At 61.8% G+C, this 24,577-nt stretch carries 22 protein-coding genes; 11 read left to right on the top strand and 11 right to left on the bottom strand.

Annotated elements, in window-relative coordinates:
* Positions 1-83: 83 nt before the first annotated feature.
* The 5 genes from AC13CR_RS07215 to AC13CR_RS07235 form a co-directional block, all read right to left on the bottom strand.
* A complete protein-coding gene (locus tag AC13CR_RS07215) occupies positions 84-2,195 on the bottom strand; it encodes a TRAP transporter permease (RefSeq protein ID WP_482900580.1) in 2,112 nt (703 codons plus the stop codon).
* A complete protein-coding gene (locus AC13CR_RS07220; protein ID WP_482900519.1) occupies positions 2,116-3,087 on the bottom strand; it encodes a TAXI family TRAP transporter solute-binding subunit in 972 nt (323 codons plus the stop codon). Before AC13CR_RS07220 ends, AC13CR_RS07215 begins: the two co-directional genes overlap by 80 nt.
* 45 nt (positions 3,088-3,132) lie before the next feature.
* Positions 3,133-3,900, bottom strand: a complete 768-nt coding sequence (locus tag AC13CR_RS07225) for a CoA-transferase (protein WP_482900520.1) — start codon at positions 3,898-3,900, stop codon at positions 3,133-3,135.
* Positions 3,897-4,757, bottom strand: a complete 861-nt coding sequence (locus tag AC13CR_RS07230) for a CoA transferase subunit A (RefSeq protein ID WP_482919990.1) — start codon at positions 4,755-4,757, stop codon at positions 3,897-3,899. The genes AC13CR_RS07225 and AC13CR_RS07230 overlap by 4 nt, the downstream gene beginning before the upstream one ends.
* A 224-nt stretch (positions 4,758-4,981) precedes the next feature.
* Entirely contained in the window at positions 4,982-6,409 is a 1,428-nt protein-coding gene (locus AC13CR_RS07235) for a hypothetical protein (RefSeq protein ID WP_482900522.1), read from the bottom strand.
* A 509-nt stretch (positions 6,410-6,918) separates the two neighbouring features.
* On the opposite strand from AC13CR_RS07235, the gene AC13CR_RS07240 reads away from it, so the two are divergent.
* The 3 genes from AC13CR_RS07240 to AC13CR_RS07250 are packed head-to-tail and all read left to right on the top strand — an operon-like array spanning position 6,919 to position 10,552.
* Positions 6,919-8,349, top strand: a complete 1,431-nt coding sequence (locus AC13CR_RS07240; RefSeq protein WP_482900523.1) for an MmgE/PrpD family protein — start codon at positions 6,919-6,921, stop codon at positions 8,347-8,349.
* Complete coding sequence (locus AC13CR_RS07245) at positions 8,349-9,407, top strand: acyl-CoA dehydrogenase family protein (protein WP_482900524.1); 1,059 nt, start codon at positions 8,349-8,351, stop codon at positions 9,405-9,407. The genes AC13CR_RS07240 and AC13CR_RS07245 overlap by 1 nt, the downstream gene beginning before the upstream one ends.
* A complete protein-coding gene (locus tag AC13CR_RS07250) occupies positions 9,404-10,552 on the top strand; it encodes an acyl-CoA dehydrogenase family protein (RefSeq protein ID WP_482900525.1) in 1,149 nt (382 codons plus the stop codon). The genes AC13CR_RS07245 and AC13CR_RS07250 overlap by 4 nt, the downstream gene beginning before the upstream one ends.
* A 40-nt stretch (positions 10,553-10,592) precedes the next feature.
* Here AC13CR_RS07250 and AC13CR_RS07255 read toward each other — a convergent pair whose 3' ends face one another.
* Both AC13CR_RS07255 and AC13CR_RS07260 read right to left on the bottom strand, forming a co-directional pair.
* Complete coding sequence (locus tag AC13CR_RS07255) at positions 10,593-11,417, bottom strand: IclR family transcriptional regulator (RefSeq protein ID WP_482900526.1); 825 nt, start codon at positions 11,415-11,417, stop codon at positions 10,593-10,595.
* Between the two features lie 28 nt (positions 11,418-11,445).
* A complete protein-coding gene (locus AC13CR_RS07260) occupies positions 11,446-11,928 on the bottom strand; it encodes a MaoC family dehydratase (RefSeq protein ID WP_057796790.1) in 483 nt (160 codons plus the stop codon).
* 320 nt (positions 11,929-12,248) lie between these two features.
* Between AC13CR_RS07260 and AC13CR_RS07265 the strand changes: the two genes are divergently transcribed.
* From AC13CR_RS07265 to AC13CR_RS07300, 8 genes are all read left to right on the top strand, one after another.
* The gene (locus tag AC13CR_RS07265; protein ID WP_482900527.1) at positions 12,249-13,361 is read left to right on the top strand and encodes an acyl-CoA dehydrogenase family protein; all 1,113 of its coding nucleotides are present in this window, start codon (positions 12,249-12,251) and stop codon (positions 13,359-13,361) included.
* Between the two features lie 16 nt (positions 13,362-13,377).
* Positions 13,378-14,604: an acyl-CoA dehydrogenase family protein gene (locus AC13CR_RS07270; protein WP_482900528.1), complete on the top strand. Its 1,227-nt coding sequence runs from the start codon at positions 13,378-13,380 to the stop codon at positions 14,602-14,604.
* A gap of 49 nt (positions 14,605-14,653) precedes the next feature.
* The gene (locus AC13CR_RS07275; RefSeq protein ID WP_482900529.1) at positions 14,654-15,799 is read left to right on the top strand and encodes a TAXI family TRAP transporter solute-binding subunit; all 1,146 of its coding nucleotides are present in this window, start codon (positions 14,654-14,656) and stop codon (positions 15,797-15,799) included.
* Between the two features lie 68 nt (positions 15,800-15,867).
* The gene (locus tag AC13CR_RS07280; RefSeq protein ID WP_482900530.1) at positions 15,868-17,835 is read left to right on the top strand and encodes a TRAP transporter permease; all 1,968 of its coding nucleotides are present in this window, start codon (positions 15,868-15,870) and stop codon (positions 17,833-17,835) included.
* Position 17,836: 1 nt separating this feature from the next.
* Entirely contained in the window at positions 17,837-18,250 is a 414-nt protein-coding gene (locus tag AC13CR_RS07285) for a PaaI family thioesterase (RefSeq protein ID WP_036051569.1), read from the top strand.
* A gap of 60 nt (positions 18,251-18,310) precedes the next feature.
* The gene (locus AC13CR_RS07290; RefSeq protein ID WP_482900531.1) at positions 18,311-19,087 is read left to right on the top strand and encodes an SDR family NAD(P)-dependent oxidoreductase; all 777 of its coding nucleotides are present in this window, start codon (positions 18,311-18,313) and stop codon (positions 19,085-19,087) included.
* Between the two features lies 1 nt (position 19,088).
* Entirely contained in the window at positions 19,089-19,484 is a 396-nt protein-coding gene (locus AC13CR_RS07295) for a Zn-ribbon domain-containing OB-fold protein (protein ID WP_482900532.1), read from the top strand.
* On the top strand, positions 19,481-20,626 hold the full coding sequence (locus AC13CR_RS07300) for a thiolase (protein ID WP_482900533.1): 1,146 nt from the start codon (positions 19,481-19,483) through the stop codon (positions 20,624-20,626). Before AC13CR_RS07295 ends, AC13CR_RS07300 begins: the two co-directional genes overlap by 4 nt.
* A 68-nt stretch (positions 20,627-20,694) precedes the next feature.
* Here AC13CR_RS07300 and AC13CR_RS07305 read toward each other — a convergent pair whose 3' ends face one another.
* The 4 genes from AC13CR_RS07305 to AC13CR_RS07320 form a co-directional block, all read right to left on the bottom strand.
* Complete coding sequence (locus AC13CR_RS07305; protein WP_482900534.1) at positions 20,695-21,828, bottom strand: C4-dicarboxylate TRAP transporter substrate-binding protein; 1,134 nt, start codon at positions 21,826-21,828, stop codon at positions 20,695-20,697.
* Positions 21,829-21,894: 66 nt separating this feature from the next.
* Positions 21,895-23,202: a TRAP transporter large permease gene (locus AC13CR_RS07310; RefSeq protein WP_482900581.1), complete on the bottom strand. Its 1,308-nt coding sequence runs from the start codon at positions 23,200-23,202 to the stop codon at positions 21,895-21,897.
* Between the two features lie 10 nt (positions 23,203-23,212).
* Entirely contained in the window at positions 23,213-23,779 is a 567-nt protein-coding gene (locus AC13CR_RS07315) for a TRAP transporter small permease subunit (RefSeq protein WP_482900535.1), read from the bottom strand.
* Positions 23,776-24,552, bottom strand: a complete 777-nt coding sequence (locus AC13CR_RS07320) for an enoyl-CoA hydratase/isomerase family protein (RefSeq protein WP_482900536.1) — start codon at positions 24,550-24,552, stop codon at positions 23,776-23,778. Before AC13CR_RS07320 ends, AC13CR_RS07315 begins: the two co-directional genes overlap by 4 nt.
* Positions 24,553-24,577: the final 25 nt, after the last annotated feature.

The raw sequence follows: 24,577 nt of genomic DNA on the forward strand, positions 1-24,577 counted from the left end.
AGGAAAATCACCAATTTTCCCAGCGCCACCAATATCATGCGGGTTGTTCAGGCCGAACGAAAGAAGGACAGCGTTGCGCGGCGTCATTCGGCGCCGCCGGGTGGCGACGCTTTTTGCATAAACCGCCACGTCAGAAGCCCTGACAGCGCCAGCACCCCAAGAATGTCAGCCACCGGCGCGGCGTAAAACAGCAAGGCGGCAGCCGACAGGAACAGAAACCGGCCGATGACCGGCACCTTTCCACGAAACCAGCCGCTCGTGCCAACGCTGACGGCGAAAACCGCGGCGCAGGCCACGCCCATATCCAGTAGGATTTGCACAGTGCCGCCCTGGGCCAGTATGCCCGGCCGGAACACAAAGAGAAACGGCACCACATAGATCGCGCAGGCCAGCATCAGCGCGCGACCAGCCACCCGCCAGAAATTGGCCCCTGCCAGCGCGGCGGCGGCATAGACACTCGCACAGACCGGTGGCGTGATGGCCGACAGGATCGCATAGTAGAAGATGAAAAGATGAGCCGTCAGTTCGGGCAGGCCAAGCCGCACGAGGCTCGGCGCGGCGATCGCCGCAGCCAGGACATAGGAGGCCGTCGTCGGCACGTCCATGCCCAGCAAGATCGCCAGCACCGCCGCCAGCAAAAGGGCCACGATCAGCCCCTGCCCGGACACGGAGAACAACAGGTTCGAGACTTTGACCCCGGCACCCGTCGCCGTCAGAACCTTGACGACGATGGCGGCGCAGGCCAGCAGCGCGGCGATCATCACCAGCGCCCGCCCTGCTTCGACCATCCCCTCATAGATATCGCGCGCCAGCTTGGCCCAACAGGCCAACACGCCCTGCTCTCGTCCGTCACGCGCGAACGGGCGCACCACCACACAGGCCAAAACCAGCATGATAATCGCACCGGCACCTGCAAAGCTCGGCGTGTAGCCGTTGAACAGGAAATAGACCATCGCCGCGATGGGAAGAAACAGCGGGATCGACTTGTCCGGCGCGAGGAATTCCGCCGGTTCGGGCATTTCGCTCCTCGGTGTCGGTTGCAACCCTGTGCGGCGCGCATAGAGATCCACCCCGAGCCATACCGCCAGGTAATAGAGAAACGCCGGACCGATCGCCGCAATGACAATGTCGGTATAGGGAATGTTCAGGAACTCGGCCATGATGAAGGCCGCTGCTCCCATCACCGGCGGTGTAAGCTGGCCCGCTGACGAGGCAACTGCCTCGACCGCCCCGGCAAAGGCCGGCGGGTATCGCAGCCGCTTCATCGTGGGGATTGTGATCGACCCGGTCGCCATGACATTGGCCACAGCCGAACCGGTCACCGTCCCGAACATCGCCGACGACAGGGCACAGACCTTTGCCGGGCCGCCATAAGAGCGCCCGGCCATCCAGGTCGCCATTTTCATGAAAGCATCCGTTGCCCCGGTGGACAGCAACAGCGCCCCCAGAAGCACATAGATCACGATGATCCGCGCCCCGATATCTGCGAGGTAGCCAAAGAGTCCGGTAGTCGAGCTGTAGAAAGTCTCGACAGCCGTGCGTGCCGACACGCGCGGCGGGCGCCAGGAGCCTTCGATCAGGTCAAAACCGAAATAGAAATAGGTCACGGTGCAAAGAGCCAACAGTGGCAGGAACCATCCGATCACCCGGCGGGCCGCCTCCAGCGTCAACAGGACAGCCAACAGAGCGGCCGCCTTGTCCAGCGGCCCATAGCGCACCATGATATCCGAAAAGCGGTCCCGGTTCAGGATCACATAGAGGCACACCGCAAAAGCCAGCAGGCCGAGCGTGATGTCCACCGCCCGCTCAAGACCGCTTCGCGCGCCGGCGCGCGAAGCCCGCGCCGCATAAAGAAAGAACGTGCCGCCAATTCCAAGGCCGATAAAGATCGGCCGCTGAACCAGCGGTTCGAACTGCCCGAATAGGGCATTGTAGAAATGCAGAGCGACGAATGCCGCCAACAATACGCCAAGCGCCTGACCTCCGCGCCGTTCCCAATAGGGTATTGCGGTCGATGTCTGCGTCATGTTCTCTCCGATAGCGGTAACGGCGGGGTGCCCGCAGCACCCCGTCTGGATCAGGCTGTGCCGCCGTCGTGACGGCCCGCGATTCCGGTCAGCTTCCGGCCGCCTCTCTCCAGTAACGCTCCGCACCCGGATGATAGGTAATTCCCGCCTCCATCGTAGCGACGGCATCGGCGGCAATGTCGTAGTCCGCCAGTTGTGGCCAGGCTTCGGCCAGCAGGTTCATGTTCTGGTGGATACTGCGGGCGATGTCATAGGCGGTCTGGTCATCCATGACGCCGGTGCGAGTCAGAAAGAAAACGTTGAGCTTCGGCACCCGCATTGCTTCGGAGCCGGGAATGAGCTCTGCCGGAAGGGTCGTGAAACCGACGCCCTCCATATCCTCTGTCACCGCTTTCTCCTGCTCTTCGGTAAAGCCGATCAAGCGCATCTTGGTGCTGGTCATCAATTCCTGCAGACTTGCATCGACAGAATCTGCGGCCCCGTATTTGCTGTAGCCGACGATTTGACGGTTCTTGATGCCTTCCACCGCATCGCCAACGGCGCCATGCACCAAGTCCGCGTTGATATCGAACATCGAAAGGACACCGGTCGTCAGGGTCTCGGCCGCCGATCCGCGGATGCCGGGATTGAACTTCTTCCCGTCCAGTTCGTCCAGCGTCGTCACACCAGACTCTTCGGTGACCGCGATCAGTAGGATCGAGGCGCTGTAGGGATAAAGCGCAACCGTATCCGGGATTGCGTTACCTTCGAACTTGCCGGTTCCGTTCCTGGCGGAAATCAGAATGTCGGTGGTGGCAAGCCCAAGGTCGATTTCGTCGCGCGCCAGCCGCAGCACATTGTCCACGCTGGCCCCTGTTTCGATCACGCTGACACTGGTGTCTTTCATGCCGGTCTCGATCGCCTTGCTCATCGCAACCGAAATGGTGAAATGGCTCGACGTCGGGCTGGTCGTGCCCATCGTGAGATCCTTGGCAGATGCCGCGCCGCCAAGGGCCATCGCGCCCATGGCCGCGATAGCACCCACCGCCGCCCGGTATCCGGTCAACTTGCGTTGGATCATTTTATCCTCCCGTTTTTGATTTTAAAGTAACGTCAGCCCGGTCGCTTAAGCACGCAGGGTCCCCGATGTGTCGATCCGCTCTCTCAGAACGCGCAATTCTTCCTCCGTTGGTGGCTGCGTTTGCGGCACCTCGCCTCTGATCGCCAGATCGAACCCCGTATGACGCTGGACCTCTTCGGGCGTATTTCCCGCATGCACCGATTTCAGTCGCATTCGCAGCGTCGTCTTGTCGAAATCCATAACCGCTCGCGGTGTCACCACCAGGCGCGGTCCTTCATTGACCAGCCCGGCGTCGCGTTTCGCGGCAGGCCCGGACAGATGTCCGGGTATTGTGATGAAATCGACCGTTTCCACAAAGTTTCGCGCCGTATGCACGGTGGGGCAAATGTAATACCGCGACGAGGTGTGGCAGTATGACAGGTTTGCTGCCCCCGGCCCGCGCATCTTTGGTGCGTGCAGCGTGCCGCCGACGTGGTGCAGGTTGATGTTGCCGTACACATCGTGCTGCAAGCCACTGTGAAAGAAAAAATCCAGCCCGTGATGGCTGTGGCCGAACAACTCGATAAAGGTCTCGGCGGCCTCGCAGCGGCCGAGCGCACGATCGTCCAGCATCGACGGATACAAACGCCCCGGCTCGGGGTTGAAGAACATCTCGCCGCCGACCGTCAGGTTCGGTGCATGCAGCTCGCGGGCTAGCGCAATGGCCGCCATCGGCACCAACGCGGCTGCACCCGCCGCACCCAGTTCTCCGTCGGCCAGATCGCGGGCCAACACGACGACCATCTGTTCAATTGGGGAAACCGCTGCACTCATTCGTTCCGTGCCTCGGCTTCGAGCACGGCGAAATACCCGGTTCCCCCGACCGCTTCGATGTAGTCGCTCTGGTTTTTCGGTCCGGTCACATGGCGGGCGATATAGGCGTCCAGCCCCGTGCTGTCGCCGGTCCGGGCGGCATCCCCCAGATCGGCGTAGGCATCGATATGTTCCTCGTCCATCGCATAGTTGGGAAAGCTCGCGGTTGGGTGCGCGCCATAGGGCACCTCGACCACGGCATCGACATAATAAGACGGCACGGTAACCCGCGAGGGATCGTCCAGAACGACCTCGTCCGGCACGATCCGGTCCACGCTGGCAATGACCATGTCAGACGCGCGTGCCATCAGCTGATCGGCGTAGACCATCGTGCTGAGATGGCGCAGGTTTCCCCAGCGGTCGGCTTCCTGCGCGTGCAAGAACGTCACTTTGGGGCGGATCGGCCCGACGGCGTGAATACGGCGGCCGGAGAACGGGCAGTTGATTTCGCGCAAAAGCGGGTTGTGCTTCAGAACGTCCGATCCGCGCAGCGCGTCGATTGGCTGGAACGGCACGCCATGAGCCGACGCCATCAGCCCGCCCACCACGGTCAGCGCATCCAGCGCGTGCGCGGTCACCTGCCCTGCCTCGACCGCGCGGCGGAAATTCGGGCAAAGCCGGTTTTCCAGCGTAACGCCGGGAATGAAGACCTGTGCGACCGCTCCTGCCGCAATCATCAGGTCGATGTCATACCCCGCGCCCGGCGAGGAATACACATGCAGACCATCCGCGCCCGCGGCCAGCAACGCTCGCACCAGTGCGACAGGGCGGCTTTGCTTGAACAGACCACCGAGACAAAGCTCGGGGCGTTCTTCCAAAGCGCCCCGTGCCAGCCGGGCTGCGTCTTGCAGGCCTGTGACCTTGCTGCGACGTGTGGGTTTCGCTTGGCCTTCCATCGTTGGGCATGCCACTCCGATACTGATTGCGCTGGCCCATCCTAGTTGACGGCACGCGATCCATCACCTTCCGGCTGGCGCAAAGCCTGATCGAACACATATGTGGAAATGCTTGCGCCCGGTTCCTGACAGGCAATTGAGGCCGGTCAGAACCACCCTGCCGCGACACCGCCGCCAACGATGAGCGTGATGAGGAGGATGCTCGCAACACCGAAGATCCCGTTCCACCGCAAGCCGATGGTCAGCGGCCGCTCGCCCACGATGGAAGAGGCGTAGACCACGGCCGTGATGGCCGGCCCCATGCAGATGATGCTGCTCCAGCCACCAGCCAGCGCAAGGCCCAGAGCAAGCGGCGACAAACCTTCCACGCCGACGCGGTTGACCACCTCTGCCAGCAGGACCACCGAGATCATCGGATGCACGCCCAGCAGCCCCGTCAGGAACACCGTCATGATCAACAGCACAACAGTCGTGACCGGCCGCGCGGCCATCCAGCCCAAATGGTCGGCAATCCATTCGACCGGGGCGACCTCCAATGCGACAAGACCAATGAACCCCGCCGACGCGATGACGCTCATTTCGGTCGCGAAACCCGGTGCCTGGGCCACAAACCGGCGCGACATATCGGCCAGGCTGCCACTGCCGCTGCGCAGAACCGACCAGAGCAGTGCATAGATGGGCACGATGGTGATCAGGACGGTCTGGAAACTGTACTGGGTCAACCGGTCCAGCGTGACCACGGCGGCGCCCAAGAAAAGCACATGCCCGGACACGATCAGGACGGCCCAGCGGCTCCAGTCCGGCAAGTCACCGGTCAGGGCCGGTGCCCGGCCGCGCGCCGAGGGCGGGCGCCACCATTCCACCGTGTCGAACAGCCATCCCAGAAGAAACAGCATAGCGGCCAGAGCAATCCCGTAAGGCGCCAGGGTCGTCCATTCGAGCCCCGGAATTGTAAGAATCATCAGATTGAGAGCGATCCCGAACGGCGTCCAGAAAGCGATCGAGGAAAACCCCCGCATACAGGCGCTTACCATCCTGCGCTTGCGGGCCTGGAATACGAATTCGTCCATCTCGTGCCGATGCGCCGCCAGCCCTTTCATGATGATCTCCAGCATCATCCCAAGCCCGCCGAGATTCAGAAGCACCCCGAACAGATGCCCGCCCGCACCCAGAGAGGCGTAGCGACGGGTCGGCGGCTGCAGCGTCAGGAATTCACCGGCAACCTCGACGATCGGGTCTTGGGTGGCCGCGATGCGCAGGAAGGCGACAGCCGTCAGCAGGGCGGACAGGAACACGACGCGCCCCGCCGCCTGGACGAAGATGCCGGGGTCGATTCCATTGGCCAGCGCCAGAAGGGCGATCGCGAGAGAGAAGAAAAGCAGCACCCATCCGACACGGGCGATGTAGCGGAACGAAATGGCAAGATAGATGCAGAAAAACGGCGCGGCAGCGATGGACGCGACGGCGGAGGGCAAGACATCCTGAATGATGGCAGCACCAAGACAAGTCAGCAGACAAATGGCCGTAAACCTGTTGCGCTTGCCGGAACCTTTCAGGCGCTCGACAGGCGACATCTGCCCCCCCTTTTCCGAAGGCGCTCGTTGTGTCTGTGACGCAACGGCAGATGCGGTCTTTCATGGCACGACGGCGGAAATGCGATGCCGACAATTTCCCATTCACAGGCAAGGACACACAAGGTGCTCATCTTGTTGGCGCAGGGCGGACAAGCCCGGATTTGTGGTGGCACTGACCGCCTTGGTTCCGGGCCTCCGACGATACATCGCCTGGCGGACAATGACACAACGGTGCCTCGAAATGTCTCTCCGCACATGCGTGCTTGTCTGCCCGACTTTTCACGCCGATACCCTCAACCACGTCTGTTCTTCTTTCCGAAGCTCTACGGTCACGTCCAACGCCCGATCCGGCACGGAAACAGAGGAAGGATGAGCACCCAGAATATCCAACGGCAGCAAGGATCACAACGCAAGTATCCCGCTCCAACACATATGTGCGAAAGAGTGGGGCCGAGAGTTGATAGCGCCCGCCGTGATGAGGCAATGTGCAGTGTCAGAGAAAGAAGTGGATGATCAGCGATTTCACCATCCGTTTGTCGCGGTTCGTCGCCGCGCCGCACCGGCTGAGCGTTGCAGACGCCGAGCAGGCCGCGCTTTGCGTTGAGGATACCATAGCCGCCATCTATGGCGGGTGGCATGAACCGGTGGTTCGCCGGCTGGCCGCGCTTGACGCGGGCGGACCGGCAGTCCCGGCAGGAGCTGCTGAAGGTGGCAGCCCCGAACAGGCCGCGTTCCTGAACGCGGTTGCCGGTCATGCGCTCGATTTCGACGATGTCCACACGGTCAGCGTCACCCATCCCAGTGTTGTAATCGTGCCGGCGCTGCTGGCCACCGCGGATGTCCGGCCGGACACGGCCGGCCGCATTGCCCCCGCGCTTGCAGTCGGAACAGCCGTCAATGTCGCGCTCGGTCAGATCCTGGGTTTTGGCCACTACAACAAGGGCTGGCACGCAACGTCGACCATCGGGGTTCTGGCATCGGCGGCAGCGGTCGCGCATCAGCTTGGGCTCGACGACGACGCGGTCCGCAACGCCCTGTCCCTGGCCGCGTCGCTGGCCGGGGGAATGCAGATCAACTTCGGCGCCATGGCGAAACCGATCCAGGCCGGAAACGCCGCCCTTGTCGGATTGCGGGCCACCCGGATGGCCGAGGCCGGCATCACAGGCGCCCCGGATATCTTCGCGGCGCGCGGCTTCTTCGACCTTTATGCCGGCCCGGACGGGATTGCGGCCGACCCCGCAGCGGTGGAACCGCGGATCGATCTGGGCACGGTGTCCCGCAAGCTGTATCCCTGCTGCTACCTCACCCACAGGATGATCGCCGCCGGGCGGCACCTTCACGCCGAACGCGGCGGCGAGTCGGTGCCCGAAGGATCGGTGATTGAAATGACAGTGCCCGAAAGCGTCATGGTCCCGTTGCATGTCACCGACCCCAAAGATGGAATGCAGGCCAAGTTCTGCGCCGCCTATACGCTCGCCGTGGCCCTGCAGCAGGGCCAGGTCGGGCTGGCGGATTTCGAAGGGGACAGCCCCCATCGCCCCGCGGTGCGCCGGCTTATGGACATGGTGCATATCCAAACCATGCCGGAAGCGGGGTGGGATCACGCTGGCGTGGACCATGGGACGGTCCATGTCCGCCTGCGCAAAGGGAACGTAACCCTGGCCGAAACCTCGGTCGCGGCGCACCCTGGCTCTCCCTCGGATCCGGCAACCCCTGCCGCGATCGGCGACAAAATCGCCGATTGCCTCGGAAAATATCGCAGGGACGGGGGCGCGGCGCCCTCTGCCAGTGCGTTCCGCCGGGATCTGCGCACGCGGCTGCATCTGCCGCCACTGCGAGAGGCGTCAGCCCCCGACGGGCAAAAAGACCATGCGCGGCAGGACAAGCCCGTGAAGGAAATGTCCAGCGCCGATCAAATACCGTCTGAAAGGACCGTCTGATGGAATCGATGATTCATGACATGGCAGAGCGACTGTTCCGCGACCATGTCACCCACCGCATGCGCGAAGACGCCGCCTCGGGACAATGCCCCGAGGCGCTCTGGACGCAGATCGAGGAGGCAGGGTTAACCATGGCGCTGGTGCCAGAGGACGCAGGCGGTTTCGGCGTGCCACCGGCCGAGGCGCTCGGTCTTGTGCGTATTGCCGGGGCGCATGGCCTGCCCTTGCCTCTGGCTGAAACCCTGATCGCAAACGCCGTGCTGGCGGCCGCGAATATGGCCCTTCCCGGTGGCAGGCTGACCATCGCCGAAGGCGAAGCGCTGCGGTTGGAACGGCGCGGCAAGAAGATCCATGCGAGCGGGCATCTGACACTGGTGCCCTTTGCCCGCTGGGCGAACCGGATCGTGACCATTGGCGTCCTGGACGGTGCCGATCACGTCCTGTCCCTGCCGGTGAAGGATCTGATCGTTGACCCGGCGCAGGATCTTGCCGGGATGCCGCGCGACGACATCGAACTCGATCATACCCTGACAGAGACCGATGCCCCCCCCTTGCCACGACCCGTGGGAGGGATGCGCGGGCTCGGTGCACTTATCCGCAGTCTTGCCACCACCGGGGCGATGGAGACCATCCTGGAGATGAGCGTTCAATACGCCAACGACCGGGTGCAGTTCGGACGGCCAATCGGCAGGTTCCAGGCGATCCAGCACAATCTTGCGACAATGGCCGGAGAAACCGCAGCCTCGCGCACGGCCGCCGAGATGGCGGCCGGCAGCTATGACACACCGGCCTTTGCGCTGGCCGTTGCCGCCGCCAAGGCCCGCGCCGGAGAAGCGGCCGAGAAGGTCGGGGCCCTGGCCCACCAGATTCACGGGGCCATCGGTTATACCCAGGAACACGCGCTTCACCATTTCACCAAACGGATCTGGGGCTGGCGTGACGAGTTCGGCACCGAGCTTGACTGGACCAGGGAACTTGGGCGGGCCGCCCTGTCGAGCCCCCACGACACCTTCTGGCATTTCATCACCGACAGCGCTGCAAAAGGGACCCAGGCATGACCCTCACCGCTTTCCCCCCCCCCCCGCCCGGCGCCGACTATGACGACCTCCGGCAAGAGGTCCGCGCGTTCCTGGCCGACGAACTGGCCGATTTCCCGCCCATAAAACGCGCGGAGTCGTGGAATGGGTTCAGCCGTGATTTTTCACGAAAGCTGGCGCAGCGCGGCTGGGTCGGCATGACCTTCCCAAAGGAATACGGCGGCCACGCGCGCAGCGCGCTTGAGCGGTATGTCGTGTCTGAAGAGCTACTGGCCGCCGGTGCGCCGGTCATTTCGCACTGGATCGCCGATCGACAGAGCGGCCCGCTCATTCTTGCCAAGGGCACCGACGATCAGAAACGCAGGATCGTGCCGCGCATCGCCGCGGGCGAGCTCTGTTTCTGCATCGGGATGAGCGAACCGGATTCCGGTTCGGACCTTGCGGCCACGCGCACCGTCGCCACCGAGGTCGAAGGGGGGTTCCGGATCAACGGCACCAAGGTCTGGACGACCTATGCGCATGTCGCCGATTACATGATCCTGTTCTGCCGCACCGGCAAGAGCGACGACCGCCATGGCGGAATGAGCCAGTTCCTGGTCAATCTCAAGGAAACCGAGAACATGTCGATCAGCCCGATCATCGACCTGGCGGGCGAGCATCATTTCAACCAGGTGGTGTTCGACAACACCTTTCTGCCATCCGATGCACTGCTGGGCGAGAAAGGCGAGGGCTGGTCACAGGTCATGAGCGAACTGGCCTTCGAGCGCAGCGGCCCCGAGCGGTTCCTGTCGTCTTTTGCCCTGATCGAGGAACTGATCCGATTACTGCGTGAAGATGCAACCGAAGCACAGCAGGCCGAAATTGGCCGTCTGTCCGCGCATCTGATGGTGCTGCGACAAATGTCACGGTCGGTGGCCGGAATGTTGAACGAAGGAAAGAACCCGTCACTTCAGGCCGCCATCGTCAAGGATCTGGGAGCGCTTTTCGAACAGGACATTCCGCGCCTGGCCCGCAGTCTTGTGACGCGCCCGGCGGTGCCTGGCGGGCGCGACAGCTATGCGGCTGTTCTGGCGTATACCGAACTCGCGGTTCCGTCGTTCTCGCTGCGCGGGGGCACACGCGAAATTCTTCGCGGTATCATTGCGCGGGGACTCGGACTGAGATGATCCCGCCTGCGGCATGACAACACCGGCGGGCGGCACACGTCTAGTGCCGGCCGGTTTTCTCAAGCTCCCGACGATAGCCGAGTGCTCGGGAGAGCTGTTCAGCGGCCGTTTTGGCAGCGGCAACATATTGCTTCTTGTTACGCTTGGCGCGCTCCAGAGGAGCACCAATCACCAATGCCCCTGCCAAGTGTCCGCCGGCACGAAAGACCGGAACCCCGAATCCCGCAGCATCGACATGCGCGGTTCCCGCCGTACTGGAATACCCGGTTCTGCGAATCTCAGAAATTATCCCGCGCAGTTTATTTTCATCGGTGATCGAATTGGGCGTGAGCGGCTTTAACTCAGTGCGCCGAAAGTAGTCGTCCAGTTCCTGCTGCGTGTCAAAGGCCAGCATGACCAGCCCCGATGCCGAACAGAACAATGGCCGGTTGATCCCCTGTTGGGCGACATACCGAACGGGCTGTGGGCTTTCGACGACCGACGAATAAATGACTTTCTCGCCGTCCCGGACAGCAAACAGGATGGTTTCACCGGTCTGGTTAACCACATCATTCATCACCCCGCGCAGGACGGATTCGAACGGGTGGTTGGTCAGAATTGACTGGGCGAACTGAAAAATCCTCGGACCCAGAAAGTAATTGTCTTCCTCGCGCATCAGATACCCCTTCTCGGTGAGGGGCCGAAGCAGCAGCAGCAAACTGCTCTTGGGGCAATCAATCGCGATACTGAGTTCCGAAAGAGACATGTGACGTTTGCAGTGCGCCAAAAGATCGAACAACGCAAGGATACGCGTCAAGGACCGGGGGCCTTCCGATGTGCGTCCGGCGGCTTCGGCTCGGTCAGATTGCGCGGTTTTCATGGTCATGTCTCCAGTGCCGCTATCCGGAACAGGCCTATGCCTTTCCTGGCTCTTTATCCGTCGTGCGGGCCTTGATCATCCGCAACGGCGTATACTCCAATACTTGTTCTCCGGTTTGCTTGAACACCTTGTTTCGCGTCCGCACCAATCCGCGGTTCGGACGGCTCTTCGACCGGCGCGATTCTGTTACCTCGACCTCACAATGGATGGTGTCCCCGGCAAATGTGGGCCCCATGACCTTCAGTTCCATGTCCAGAAAGGCAAAGCCTGTATGTTGCATTGTGGATTGGGTCAAGAGCCCTTCCATGAAGGTATAGACCAGCGCACCGGGCGCGGCGAAACCGGGGATATTGGATTCCTTCTCCCGGAAGTCACGATTGATGAACAAGACCTCAAGCATGCCGGTGACGCTGACAAAATTCGTGATATCGGTTTCAGTCACGGTGCGCCCAATGGTCCGAAACCTGCGCCCCACAGGCAAATCTTCGTAACAAAATCCGAGTCCTACAGTTTCCATTCCGCAAAATTCCCTTGATCAGTTCCATTTTCTGAGAGGGTTCGGCCACATCTGTCCTGCGCCCGGAACACGCCCCGGTTCCTTCACGTTAGGCGGCAAGCTCCGCAGCAATCAATCGACTGCCTCGTTTTTGCGGCTTTCACGTCGATTGAGCACATTCTTGATGAATCGCATTCTTCGCTCCATTGGCCCCTTTTTCCACGCCACAGCACATATGTGTTTTCACGCGGCTGGTGCCGGATAGCGTTTGGGACATACCGAACGCGGGCCTACCCTTTTCGTGAGTGGGCGCCAAATGCCATGACCCGAAGAGGACCAGCATGAATTTCGGCTTTTCCGACGAACACGATGCCATACGCGACACGCTGGCACGAATGCTGAGCGATCACGCCACTCTCGCGGTGGCGCATGACTGTCTTGAGGCTGCCGACGGGTTCGATTCCGCAACTTGGGCTGCCTTGGCGGACGGCGGATGGCTGGGCCTTGCAATTGCCGAAGACTACGGGGGGGCGGCGATGGGGGCGATCGAACTAGCCATTGTCGCCGAAGAGATCGGCCGTAGCCTGGCCGCCATACCTTTTGGCCCGGTTCTTGGCCTGGCGATCCCCGCGATTCAGGACTTGGGCACGCAAAGCCAAAGGGAAAATCTGCTTCCCCGGATCGCCGAAGGCCGCATGATCGTTACCGCCGCGCTTGCCGAGGATGGAGGGTCTGCACCGGAACGGGTCTCGGCAAAAGTGCTGCAGGATCGCCTTTCGGGACGGAAATCGCCAGTTTCGTTCGCATCCGATGCGTCATTCGCGATCGTCGCCGCCCTGGACGAAGGCGGCACCGCGCGCCTTTATCTGGCGGATCTTTCGGACCCGTCGGTGTCGATCAGCGCGCTGGATGCGATCGACCGCACCCGTCCGACGTCCGAGATCGTCTTTCACGACACGCCGGTTGAACTGCTTCCCGGTTCCGATCCCGCAGCGATCCGGACTCTTCTGGACGGCGCCGCAGTGTTGGCCGCCTTCGAACAGATCGGCCTGGCCGAGCGGGCGCTTTTCCTGACCAGAGACTATGCCTGCGAGCGGCAGGCGTTCGGACGCCAGATCGGCAGTTTTCAGGCGGTCAAGCACCGGCTCGCGGACATGTTCGCCAAGATCGAGCTGGCACGGTCCAATGCTTTTTTCGGCGCCTGGGCGCTGGCGAGCGGGGATGAACGGCTGTCCGAAGCGGCGGCGGTCGCACGCCTCGCGGCTCTCGATGCAGTGCAATTCACCACTGAGGAATCGGTGCAGCTTCACGGTGGGATCGGGTTCACCTGGGCGGCCGACCCGCATTTGTTTCTGCGGCGAGGATGGCAGTTGAAGGCCGAACTCGGCCTGGCCGATTTGTGGCGCGAGCGGCTGCTTTGCAATCTGGCGGACGGCCAAAGGGCCGCGAACTGACAAGGACAAAGTGCAGATGGATTTCAGCGACAGCCCGGAAGAAGCCGCGTTCCGCGCCAAGGCGCGCGACTGGCTTGATGCCAACGCGACCCGCCGCAATGGAAGCGAAAAGGCCCAGGACCATTTCATGGCCCGCGACGCCGACGAAGTTGCCCGTGCGCGCGACTGGCAGGCACGAAAGGCCGACGCAGGCTGGGCGGGGCTGACATGGCCCCGCGCTTTCGGTGGGCGTGACGCCACTCCGATCGAGCAAGTGATCTGGAATCAAGAGGAAGGGCGCTACGCCGTCCCGCCCAACGTCTTTCTGATCGGGATCGGGCTGGTTGGGCCTACGGTCATGATCCACGGCACCGAAGACCAGAAAACAAGATTCCTGCCCCGGGCTCTCACGGGCGAAGATATCTGGTGCCAGCTTTTTTCCGAACCCGCCGCCGGGTCCGATTTGGCCGGTATCCGCACCCGTGCACGCCGCGAAGACGACGAATGGGTGATCTCCGGTCAGAAGGTCTGGACCTCGGGGGCGCATTATTCCACTCACGGCATCCTGCTGGCGCGCACCGATCCACAGGTGCCCAAGCACAAGGGAATGACCATGTTCCTTGTGGACATGTCCGACCCGGCCATCGAAACCCGTCCTATTCGCCAGATTTCGGGCAGCTCCAGTTTCAACGAAGTGTTCATCGACAACCTGCGCGTGCCAGACAGCGCCCGCTTGGGCGGTGTATCCGAAGGGTGGAAGGTGGCGCTGACCACACTCATGAACGAACGGTTCAGTATTTCCGTCGGCCGGGCCAGCGGCGGCGCGCGGGCCGAGGAATTGATTGAACTGGCTACCCGTGTCGAACGGAACGGTCGCCCGGCCATCGAGGACGGCGAGGTGCGCGCGCGCATTGCCGATTTCATCGCGCGTCAACGCGGACTGGAATTCACCTCTTACCGGGTCATGACGTCGCTTTCGCGCGGCCAGGCACCGGGTGAAGAGGGCTCGATCGGCAAGTTGTTGCTGGGCAAGCTGCGGCAGGAAATGGGCGCTTTCGGGATGGATCTGGCGGGAACTTCGGCGGGCATATCAGCCAAGGCCGGGGATGACATGGCGCGCTGGCGAAACGAATACCTGACCGCGCCGGGCAACCGGATCGCAGGGGGATCGGACGAGATCCAGCGCACGATCATCGGCGAACGCATTCTCGGGCTGCCGCCTGAAATACGCGTCGACAAGGATGTCGCGTTTTCAGAGCTTTGATCTGAATGGGCGCCATCCGGGACCGACGACCAACAAGGAGGAGAATATCATGAAGTTCAAGATAACCGGGATCGCTGCCGCATGCCTGGCAATGGCCACCTCGGCTGGCGCGCAAGACATCGATCTGCCTGACGTGATCGCTTGGTCGGCCTATGACACGGGATCGGCCGGTCATGCGCATTCCATAGCCATCGGCAACATGATGCGCAGCAAATACGGATCGACGGTCCGCGTGCTTCCGGGGCGAAACGACGTCTCGCGGATGACGCCGCTCAAAAACGGGACGGTCGATTATTGCCTGTGCGGCATCGCCTCCTATTTCGCCGGCGAAGGCGTCTTCCTGTTCGCCTCGCCGGAATGGGGCCCGCAGCCGATCCGCGCGGTGCTTCAGGCTGTCGGCGACTACGGTCTGGGTGTCGCCGTCGCGGCCGATGCCGGCATCGAGACGATTACGGACCTCAAGGGCAAACGGGTCGGTCGCGCCGTCAGTTCGCCGGCGATCGATGTCAACATGGAGGGGCTGCTGGCCTTTGCGGACCTGACATGGGACGACGTGGAGGCAGTGGAATTCTCGGGCTATGTGAACACGCTCCAGGGCATTCTCGAAGACCGTGTGGATGCCGCCTTTGCACTGACGACGACCACCGTAAACTACCAGATCGAGTCAAGCCCGCGCGGCCTGAAATGGCTTGAAACACCCGCGGACCAGACAGAAGCATGGGAACGCTACACCAGCGTAACGCCCTTCGTGACACCGCATATGGTGTCTGTGGGGCCGGGCATCGACCCCGCCTCCCCACTGCCCATGGCGCAGTACCCCTATCCGATCCTGGTCACTAACTCCGATCAGGATTCCACCGAGGTGCGCAACATCGTAGCCGCGCTTGACGCAGGGTTCGACGATTACAAGGATGCCGCCCCCGGTGCCAATGCGTATGCGATTGATCGCCAGATCCTGTCTTGGGTGATGCCATGGAGCGATGGCAGCGTTGCCTACTTCAAGGAAAAGGGTCTGTGGACACCGGAAGCCCAGGCAAACCAGGACAAATTGGTGGAACGGCAAGAGGTGCTCTTGCGGGCCTGGGGCACATTTGTCGGGGACGCTCCAGAGGGTGAAGAAGAATTTGCCGCTGCATGGATGAAAGCCCGTGCCGACGCACTGGAAGCGGCCGGCCACGAAGTCTTTTTCCGCTGATGCGACACAGCGCGGCGCCCCACAGGCGCCGCGCACAAAGCAACGCAGCACAAAACTGGAATACGGGCATGGCACAGGAAACACAGGAAGCGCCGGCGCAACCGACCGGTATGGGCACCCTGCCCGCGTTTGTTCGCTGGTCGCTCGTCGTCTCGGCGCTGCTTTTGACCGCGGCGTCGGTCAACCATCTGTTCAATCTGGGCTTCTTCATGAACGTCCGGTTGCTTGAAATTCACTACCTCTACGTGATGCTTCTGCTGACGCTGCCACTGGTGTTCCTTGTCTTTCCCTGTTCAAAGTCAGATCCTTACGGATCGACGCGATGGTGGGATTACTTTCTGGCCCTGCTGGCCCTGATCACCTGCGCCTTCTTTGCCTACTACGGGCGCAGCGTGGTGAACAAAGGGTGGGATTTCGCCGCTCCTCTTAATGCCGTGATCGCCAGCTTCGCCTTCTGGTTCCTGCTGCTCGTGGCCGCGCGCCGCACCGGCGGCTGGACGCTGTTCGCGGTAATCCTGGTATTTTCCATCTACCCCATGATCGCCAACTATGCGCCCGGCCCGATCCAGGGCTTCCAGCGCTCGCCCGTCGAAACGGCGATCTTCCACGCGATGAGCGGCGAAAGTGTGCTGGGCATACCGATGCGCAGCTTTGTCAATCTTGTCGTGGGGTTCATGATCTTCGGCGTTGCGATGCAACATACCGGCGCAGGTCCGTTTTTTATCGACATCGCCTTTGCCGCGCTCGGAAATGTCCGGGGCGGGCCGGCCAAGGTAGGAGTTCTGACCAGCGGGCTGACCGGTTCGATGAGCGGCAGCGTGATCACCAATGTGCTGACGACCGGATCAATTACCATTCCAGCGATGAAAAAGGTGGGGTTCAGGCCCACTTATGCGGCGGGGATCGAAGCGGCGGCGTCGACGGGGGCGGTGCTGATGCCCCCTATCATGGGCGCCACGGCCTTTGTCATGGCGACATTCCTGGCGACCGACTACACCAACATCGTTGTGGCGGCGGTGCTTCCTTCGCTGTTCTACTTTTTCGGCCTGTTCGCACAAATCGACGCATACTCGGCGCGCAACGGACTGAAAGGCGTTCCGCGCGCCGACCTTCCCAGGATCGGCAAGGTGCTGCGCGAAGGCTGGTACTTTCTCGCCGTCTTCGGGCTGCTGATCTGGATGTTGCTCTACCTCAAGCGCGAGGCGATCGCTCCATTCTATGCGACCGCGCTGCTTCTTGTCCTGAACCAGCTGCTCTCAAAATCACGCTGGGGGCGAAAGGAGCTGATGAATTTTCTGATCGCCACGGGACAGTTGTTCGTCGAACTTGTTGCCATTCTTGCGGCGGTCGGGCTGATCGTCGGCGGACTGGCGGTGACCGGGATGTCCGGAACGATCTCGAACGATCTGCTGTTCATCGCGGGCGGCAACATCTTTCTGCTTCTGCTGCTGGGGGCTTTGACCAGTTTCATTCTTGGAATGGGCATGACCGTGACCGCCGCCTATGTGATTCTGGCGGTGTCGCTGGCACCCGCCCTGGTCGCCGGCGGGCTCGATCCGATCGGCGTCCATTTATTTATCCTTTACTGGAGCATGCTGAGCTATATCACCCCCCCCGTCGCGCTCGCGGCTTTCGCCGCGGCGGCCATCGCCCAGGCCAAACCCTTTGCGACGGCCTTCGAAGCGATGAAGCTTGGGACCATCGTCTATATAATTCCCTTCTTCTTCGTCCTTGATCCGGCGTTCATCCTGCAAGCCGGTCCACTCGAAAGCCTGCTTACGGTTCTGCGCGCCGGTCTCGGCATTCTGCTGGTCTGCGCCGGTATTCAGGGGTATCTGTTTGGCGTCGGGCGGATCGAAACCGGGCTGCCAGGAACAATCGCCCGCGTCCTTCTTGGTATTGCCGGTCTGGCCTTCGCCTTTCCCTCGAACGCGGGTCTGGCGGTTCCGATCCTCGGCGCGGTGGGCGCAGGTGCCGCTATGGCGGCAGTGGCTGTCGCTTTGGTGATGGTCTCGGCCAAGCAGGAGACAGCGTAATATGAGCGCACAAGACGGCAGACCGGACATCCCCGCCCCGTTCAACGCATTGCTCGGCGTGCGCTTCGTCTCGTGGTCCGATGGCAAAGCCGAGCTGCGGTTGGCCATCGGACGCGATCACCTGAACGGCGCTTTTTCGGTGCATGGCGGTGTCTACGCGACCATGCTGGACAACGCGGTCACCTTTTGCGCGGCCTACGCGGGGGATGGCCGCCCCGGTCATCGCTGCCTTACGCTTTCGCTTACCACCAGTTTCGTCGCCCCGGCGACCGAAGGAGACACGCTGACGGCCCGCGCGCGCATTGTCGGGGGCGGACGCAAACTGGTTTTTGTACAGGGCGAGATCTTCAATCAGGACGGGCACCATCTGGCCCATGGCGATGCCGTGATCAAGCGGCTTGCACCACCGTCGTGACCACCTGAGTGAACCGATGGTGAGCGAGACCAAACAAACGAAGGACAAAAGGAGACAGAAGTGATCAACCCGATGGCATTGGACAATCAAGTGGTTATCGTCACAGGCGCCGGACAGGGTATCGGCCGCGGTGTGGCGGCGCTGGCGGCAGAGCTGGGCGCCAAGGTCGTGGTGAACGATCTGAACGAGGACGGCGTCAAGGAAACCGTCGAACAGATCGGTGGCAATGCCCGCGCCATCGTGGGGAATGTGGCCGACCCGGACTTTCCCGGGAAGCTCGTGAAATTCGCCCTCGACGAATTCGGCGACATCAACGGGCTTGTGAACAACGCCGGGATCGTACGCGCCGCGATGATCCACAAGATGGACCGGGCCACCTGGCAACAGGTCATCGACGTGAACCTCACCGGTGTCTTCGCCTGCCTTCAGGCCGTGGGGACCTATTACAAGGACCGGGTCGAAAAAGACCCCGAAAGCGCCGCGCGCCGTGCCATCGTGAATATCTCATCCGATGCCGGGCGTCGCGGCACCATCGGTCAGATCAATTATGGCGCGGCAAAATCCGGGGTTCTGGGCCTGACAATGAGCGCCGCGCGTGAATGGGGCCGTTACCGCATCAACGTCAATTCAGTCTGTTTCGGAATGGTCGAGACACCGATGACCGAGACCATCCGCTCTGAAAAATTCGCCGACAGGTATATGGCGCAGATTCCGATGGGACGGATGAGCACCCCTGAAGAAGTCGCGCAGCCCGTCTGTTTCCTGTTGTCCAACGCGGCATCCTATATCACCGGCCAGCACCTGAGCGTGAACGGTGGCTTCCACATCGGGTTCTGAGATGGCCGGCATTGGACAAGGCCCAGGGCCGGACGCCGTCTTCGCCGCGAAGCTGGCCGAGGGCGTCTTCGAGATTCAGAAATGTGGCGGCTGCGGCACCCATGTATTCCATCCGCGCGTGATCTGTCCGGCCTGCGGCAGCGCGGATCTGGGATGGATCGCGCCAACCGGGAGGGGCACCGTCTATGCGCGAACGGTCGTGCGCCGAAAACCGGAACGAGGCGGCGATTACAACGTGGTTCTGGTGGACCTGGAGGAAGGGGTACGAATGATGTCGCGCATCGACGGTATCGCGCATGACCAGATTGTCGCCGGGCTGAAAGTAACCGCGTCGATCGGCGAAGGCGCCGAAGGGGCCCCCGCCGTGGTTTTTCGGCCAGAAGGGTATGCAAAATGAGTTTGCGGGGAAAAGCTGCCATCGTCGGTGCGGCGCTGGCGGGCTGCGGCGAGGCCCATGGCAAAAGCTCAATGGAAATCACGATCGAGGCGGTGCACGGCGCGCTTGCCGATGCAGGGATCGCACCTGGCGAGGTCGATGCCATTGCCACCTGCCAGCCGCTGGACATGCTGTCGGGTCTGACACTGGCGCAGGAACTGAGCCTGAACCCCAAGTTCACGATGAACAACCGCATGGGCGGCTCGTCGTTCCTGTCGCACACGCTCTGGGCCGCGATGCTGCTCGAGTTGCGGCTCGCCGATACCGTGCTGATCTGCTACGGATCGAACCAGCGCACCGCCTCGGGCAAGCTGATGACTGCGCTTGGCCTGCCCACCTACGAGGCCCCCTACAGACCGTTGTTCCCGCTGTCGTCCTATGCGCTGGCCGCAGACCGTCACATGACGCAATTCGGCACCACACGCGAACAGCTGGCCGACGTGGCGGTGGCGGCCCGCGCCTGGGCGCAAAAGAACCCCGACGCCTTCATGCGCGATCCCCTGACGCGCGAGGATGTCATCGCCTCGCGGCTGGTTTCGGACCCGCTGCGGGTGCGCGACTGCTGCCTTGTGACCGATGGCGGCGGCGCGATCGTGATGCGGCGGGCCGAGACGGCCAAGGATCACCCCAGGCCCCCGGTGTATCTGCTGGGCGGCGGCGAGGGCACGACGCACCGCGACATCTCCGAAATGGCGGACCTGACCGTGACCGGCGCCGCGCAATCAGGGCGAACGGCCATGGACATGGCGGGTGTCAAACCCGCGGACATCGACGTGGTCCAGCTCTACGATGCGTTCACCATCAATGTGATCCTTTTTCTTGAAGATCTGGGCTTTTGCAAGAAAGGCGAAGGCGGTGCGTTTGTGGCGAACGGCGGCATCGCGCCTGGCGGCCACCTGCCGGTCAATACCAATGGTGGCGGCCTGTCATGCGTGCATCCCGGGATGTACGGCATCTTCACGCTGGTCGAGGCGGTGCGGCAACTTCGCGGCGATGCTGGCGATCGCCAGATCGGCAGTGCCGAACTGGCCCTGGCCCACGGCAACGGCGGTGTCCTGTCCAGCCAGGTGACGAATATCCTGGGCACCGAAGCCACCCTCTGAACAGACGAAGGAAGGAATGAAGCGGCCCTTCTTGCGAAGGGCCGCTGTGTATTCAGGCCTGAAACGGCTCAGTTCGGGTAGGTTGCGAAGTCGATCTTGGAATAAATCTCCTGACGCAGAAGGTCTGCATAAGGCTGATGATTGTCCCGGATCGGTTGCAGCGGCTGAACCAGACCGTGCCATTTCACGATCAGTTCCCGGTATTTTGCAATCAGCGCTTCGGGCTCTTCGATGCCGCGTTCCTCGCGCGAAATGCGCGCGATTTCGTCAAGGTCGGCGGCGCGGAAATCAATGAGATCCTGAAGAAACTCAGGCGACGGCTGGTGTACCTGCAGGCCAAGCCCACCCGCCTCTTTCAGCACGTCGAGATCGTCGGTTTCGTAGTACACCTCGGTCTGCGCCACGGCCTCGGGTATGTTCTTGACGAATTGCTCGCGTTGTTCGGGCGAAAGAGATGACCAGAACGTCGGGCCTGCGGCAAAGATCGAACCGGAATGGTAGGTGCCCAGCGGCAATTCCGTCAGGTGCTTGGCGACCTCGATCAGGCTATGCCCCTTGAGCGCCCCGACGGGTTGCACTGCCGCAGTGACGACACCATGGCTCATCGTGTCATACATCTCGCTCGAGGGAACATTCACCGGCTCCGCACCCAGGCGCACCGCCCAGCGGTCCCAGACCGATCCGCCAGTGCGCAGCTTGACGCCTTGCATGTCTGAGATGTCGATGATCGGCGTTGTGGAAAGCAATACATAGGGTGCCGTGCTGATCCCGCTCAGCGCCACCATACCGTTCTTGGCAAACTCGTCCTTGCATGGCTGACAATGCAGCATGACGAATTCGCTGGTCGCACCGGCCATGGCATAGTGGTCCTCGCCCAGAAGGGCGAGATCGGCAACGAGCTGCGCATAGGGCATTTCCGATTGGAAATAGGTCAACGCCAGCAGACCGACATCGGCAACACCGTCGCGCAGGCCGGACAGTGTCGGCTTGGGGCCAAGCAAGGCGCCGCCAGTAAACAGCTTGAAGTCGAAGGCATCCGGAAACTCAGATTCGGTCATTTCGACTAAGGCGGCATGGCCACGCGATGTCGCGTGATTGGGCGAGGTCCAGTTGGATATCGTCACCCGCTTCTCGGCCAGGGCCGGTGTCGCCGCTAGAACGGCCGTCGCCGCCAGCGCGGCAAACGCATTGGTCAGTTTCATGTGGTCTCCTCCTCTTTTTCAAGACCCCGCTATTGCGCGGGGTTCGTCACGGCCGGGATGGCCAAATCAGTTGCCGAGCTCTGGCAGGAACATGATCAGTTCGGGAAAGGCGACCATGATGATCAGGACCACCACATCCGCAGCCAGAAACCAAAAAACACCCTTGAAAATCAGTGAAATCGGGACCGCATCTCCGACGATGCCCTTGATCACGAACACGTTCAGCCCCACCGGTGGGGTAATCAGAGCCATCTCGACCAGCTTGGTTGCAAGCACGCCCAGCCAGATCAGGCTGATATGGTTCGCCTCGTAGATCGGCAGAAGGATCGGCAGCGTCAGCAGCAGGATGCCCAGCGGATCGAGGATCATGCCCAGCAGGCAAAAGATCACGGCCGTGCCAAAAACCAGCATCACATAGCTGGCCCCCAGGTCAATCACCAGGTCCGTCATCGCTGCGGGAATACCGCTGATCGCCAAAAACCTCGAAAACAGGTTGGCACCGACCGCAATGATGAAGATCGCCGCGGTCATTTTCGCAGTGTCCATCAGCGCGATCCTGGAAACTTTCCAGTTCAGGGTGCCGCGCGCCGCCGCGATCGCGAAGGACAACGCCGCCCCGACAGCCCCGGCCTGCGTGGGTGTGAATATCCCGGTGAACAGACCACCGAAAACGCCCACCACCAGCAAGAGAACGGGCCATGTCTCGCTCAGGGCCTCCAGCCGTTCGGACCATGTCGCGCTTTCGTCGTGCGACGGCGCGAGCGCGGGATTGATCCACGCACGAACGATGATCACGGCCCAGTACCCCAGCATTGTCAGCACGCCCGGCACGATCGCGGCCAGAAACAGCTTGCTGATCGCGACCTCGGCAAAGATGCCGTAGATGATCAGAAGGATGCTCGGCGGGATGAGCGACCCCATGGTGCCGGCCGCGGCAACCACCGCAGTGCTCAGCCCGGGATCGTAGCCGCGCTTGAGCATTTCCGGCACAGCGATCCGGCCCATGGCCGCGGCACATGCCAGGCTGGAACCGGCCGCCGCCGAGAACAGCGCCGCGCCGCCCACGCTGGCGACCGCCAGCCCCCCCGGCAGGAACGACAGCCAGACCCTGGCGGCCTTGAATATCCCGCGCGTGATATCTGTCTGGTAACAGACGTATCCCATCAACAGGAACATCGGGATCGAACTGAGGGTCCAGTGCGCAGCGAAATCATAGGGCACCGCCGTCAGCAGACCGAATGCGGCCCCGCTGCCCAACATGGCCCAGAACCCGAAAAAGGACACGATACCCAGTGCAACCGCTATGGGGACGCGCAACAGTACCAGCACGATCACAGTGAAAATGCCACAAAGGCCGATCTGAAAAAAACTCACCGTCGTGCTCCTATTCGTACATGTCGTGATTGGGGCTGGCCATGCCTGCATCGGTGAAGGGGCGTTGGATCAGCTTTGCCAGCAAGAGCAGAACCATCAGACCCGCGCCGATTGGCAGAAAGAAGCGGCCGGGCCAGACGGTCACCGCCGCCATACCCATGGATTTCTCTCCAACGGCGTATTTCTCGAGCGCGTCTATCCAGGTTTGCCATGTCAGCAGGCCATAGAATACCGCCGACAATGCCAGCGCCAGCATGTCCAGAACGGTTCTGCCCGCCGCCGGGATCAGATCGTGGATCAGATCAACCTTGATGTGTTCGTTGGTGAATTCGACGAATGGCAGCGGAAGGAAGACCAACCCGACCATGTAATAGTATGACACGTAGTCCACCGTTGCCGGCAACGGCTCGGCGACAAACTGGCTCAGAACGACATCAATCGTCACATGGACCATCATCAGCGCCGCCAGGGCAGTCGCAATATAGGTAATAATCCGCGACACCCAGCCGAGTCGTCCAATAACTGTTTCCATCACTATCTCTTCCCTGTCGTAAAAAGGGCCAATCCGCTTGGTCATGCGCCACGGAAAACCGGTTTTCTCTTGCTCAGAAAGGCGTCGATGCCTTCGGCGTGATCCGCGCTCTTGATGATTTGCCCCTGAATGATGGCTTCTGTTTCAAGAAAGCTCTCCAGAGACGGTTGCATCGCGGCGCGCATCAGCCGCTTGGTACCGGCCAGGGCAAAGGTCGGCCCCGCGGCCAGGTCTGTCGCATAGTCCAGGGCCGCCCGGTCGAGGACATCATCGGGATGAACCTGGCTTGCCAATCCCAGGCTCAGGGCTTCATCCGCCGGCACCATCCGCGCTGAGAAGGCAAGGTCCGTCGCACGTTGCCGACCGATCAGATTCTGAAGGAAAAACGCCGCGCCGCCATCGGGGGCCAGCCCGATCTTGCGAAAAACCTGACCGAATCTTGCCGTCTCGGAGAGCAGGATAACGTCGCAGGCGAGCGCCATGCTCAGACCGATCCCGACCGCCGGACCGCGCACCGCGGCAACCACAGGCTTCTCGCAGTTGAATATGGAAAGGATCATCTGGTGTGCCCTGTACAAGCGCGCCCGATCACCCCAGACATCGTCCTTGCCCATGGTCGAAATATCCGCACCCGCACAAAAAGCGCGGCCCTCGGCCCGCAGTAATACGGCGCGAATCCGCGGGTCAGTTTGGATATCGCGAAACGCGTCAAGGAGTTCGACACGCATGTCGAGGGTCAGCGCATTCAGCTTGTCGGGCCGGTTCAACGACACGACGGCCAGACCTTCTGAGTGTTCCACAGTGATATCGCTTGTCATGGCCGCCCCTCCCTTTGGCGAAGAT

The organism is Paracoccus sp. L-17 (assembly GCF_056857655.1).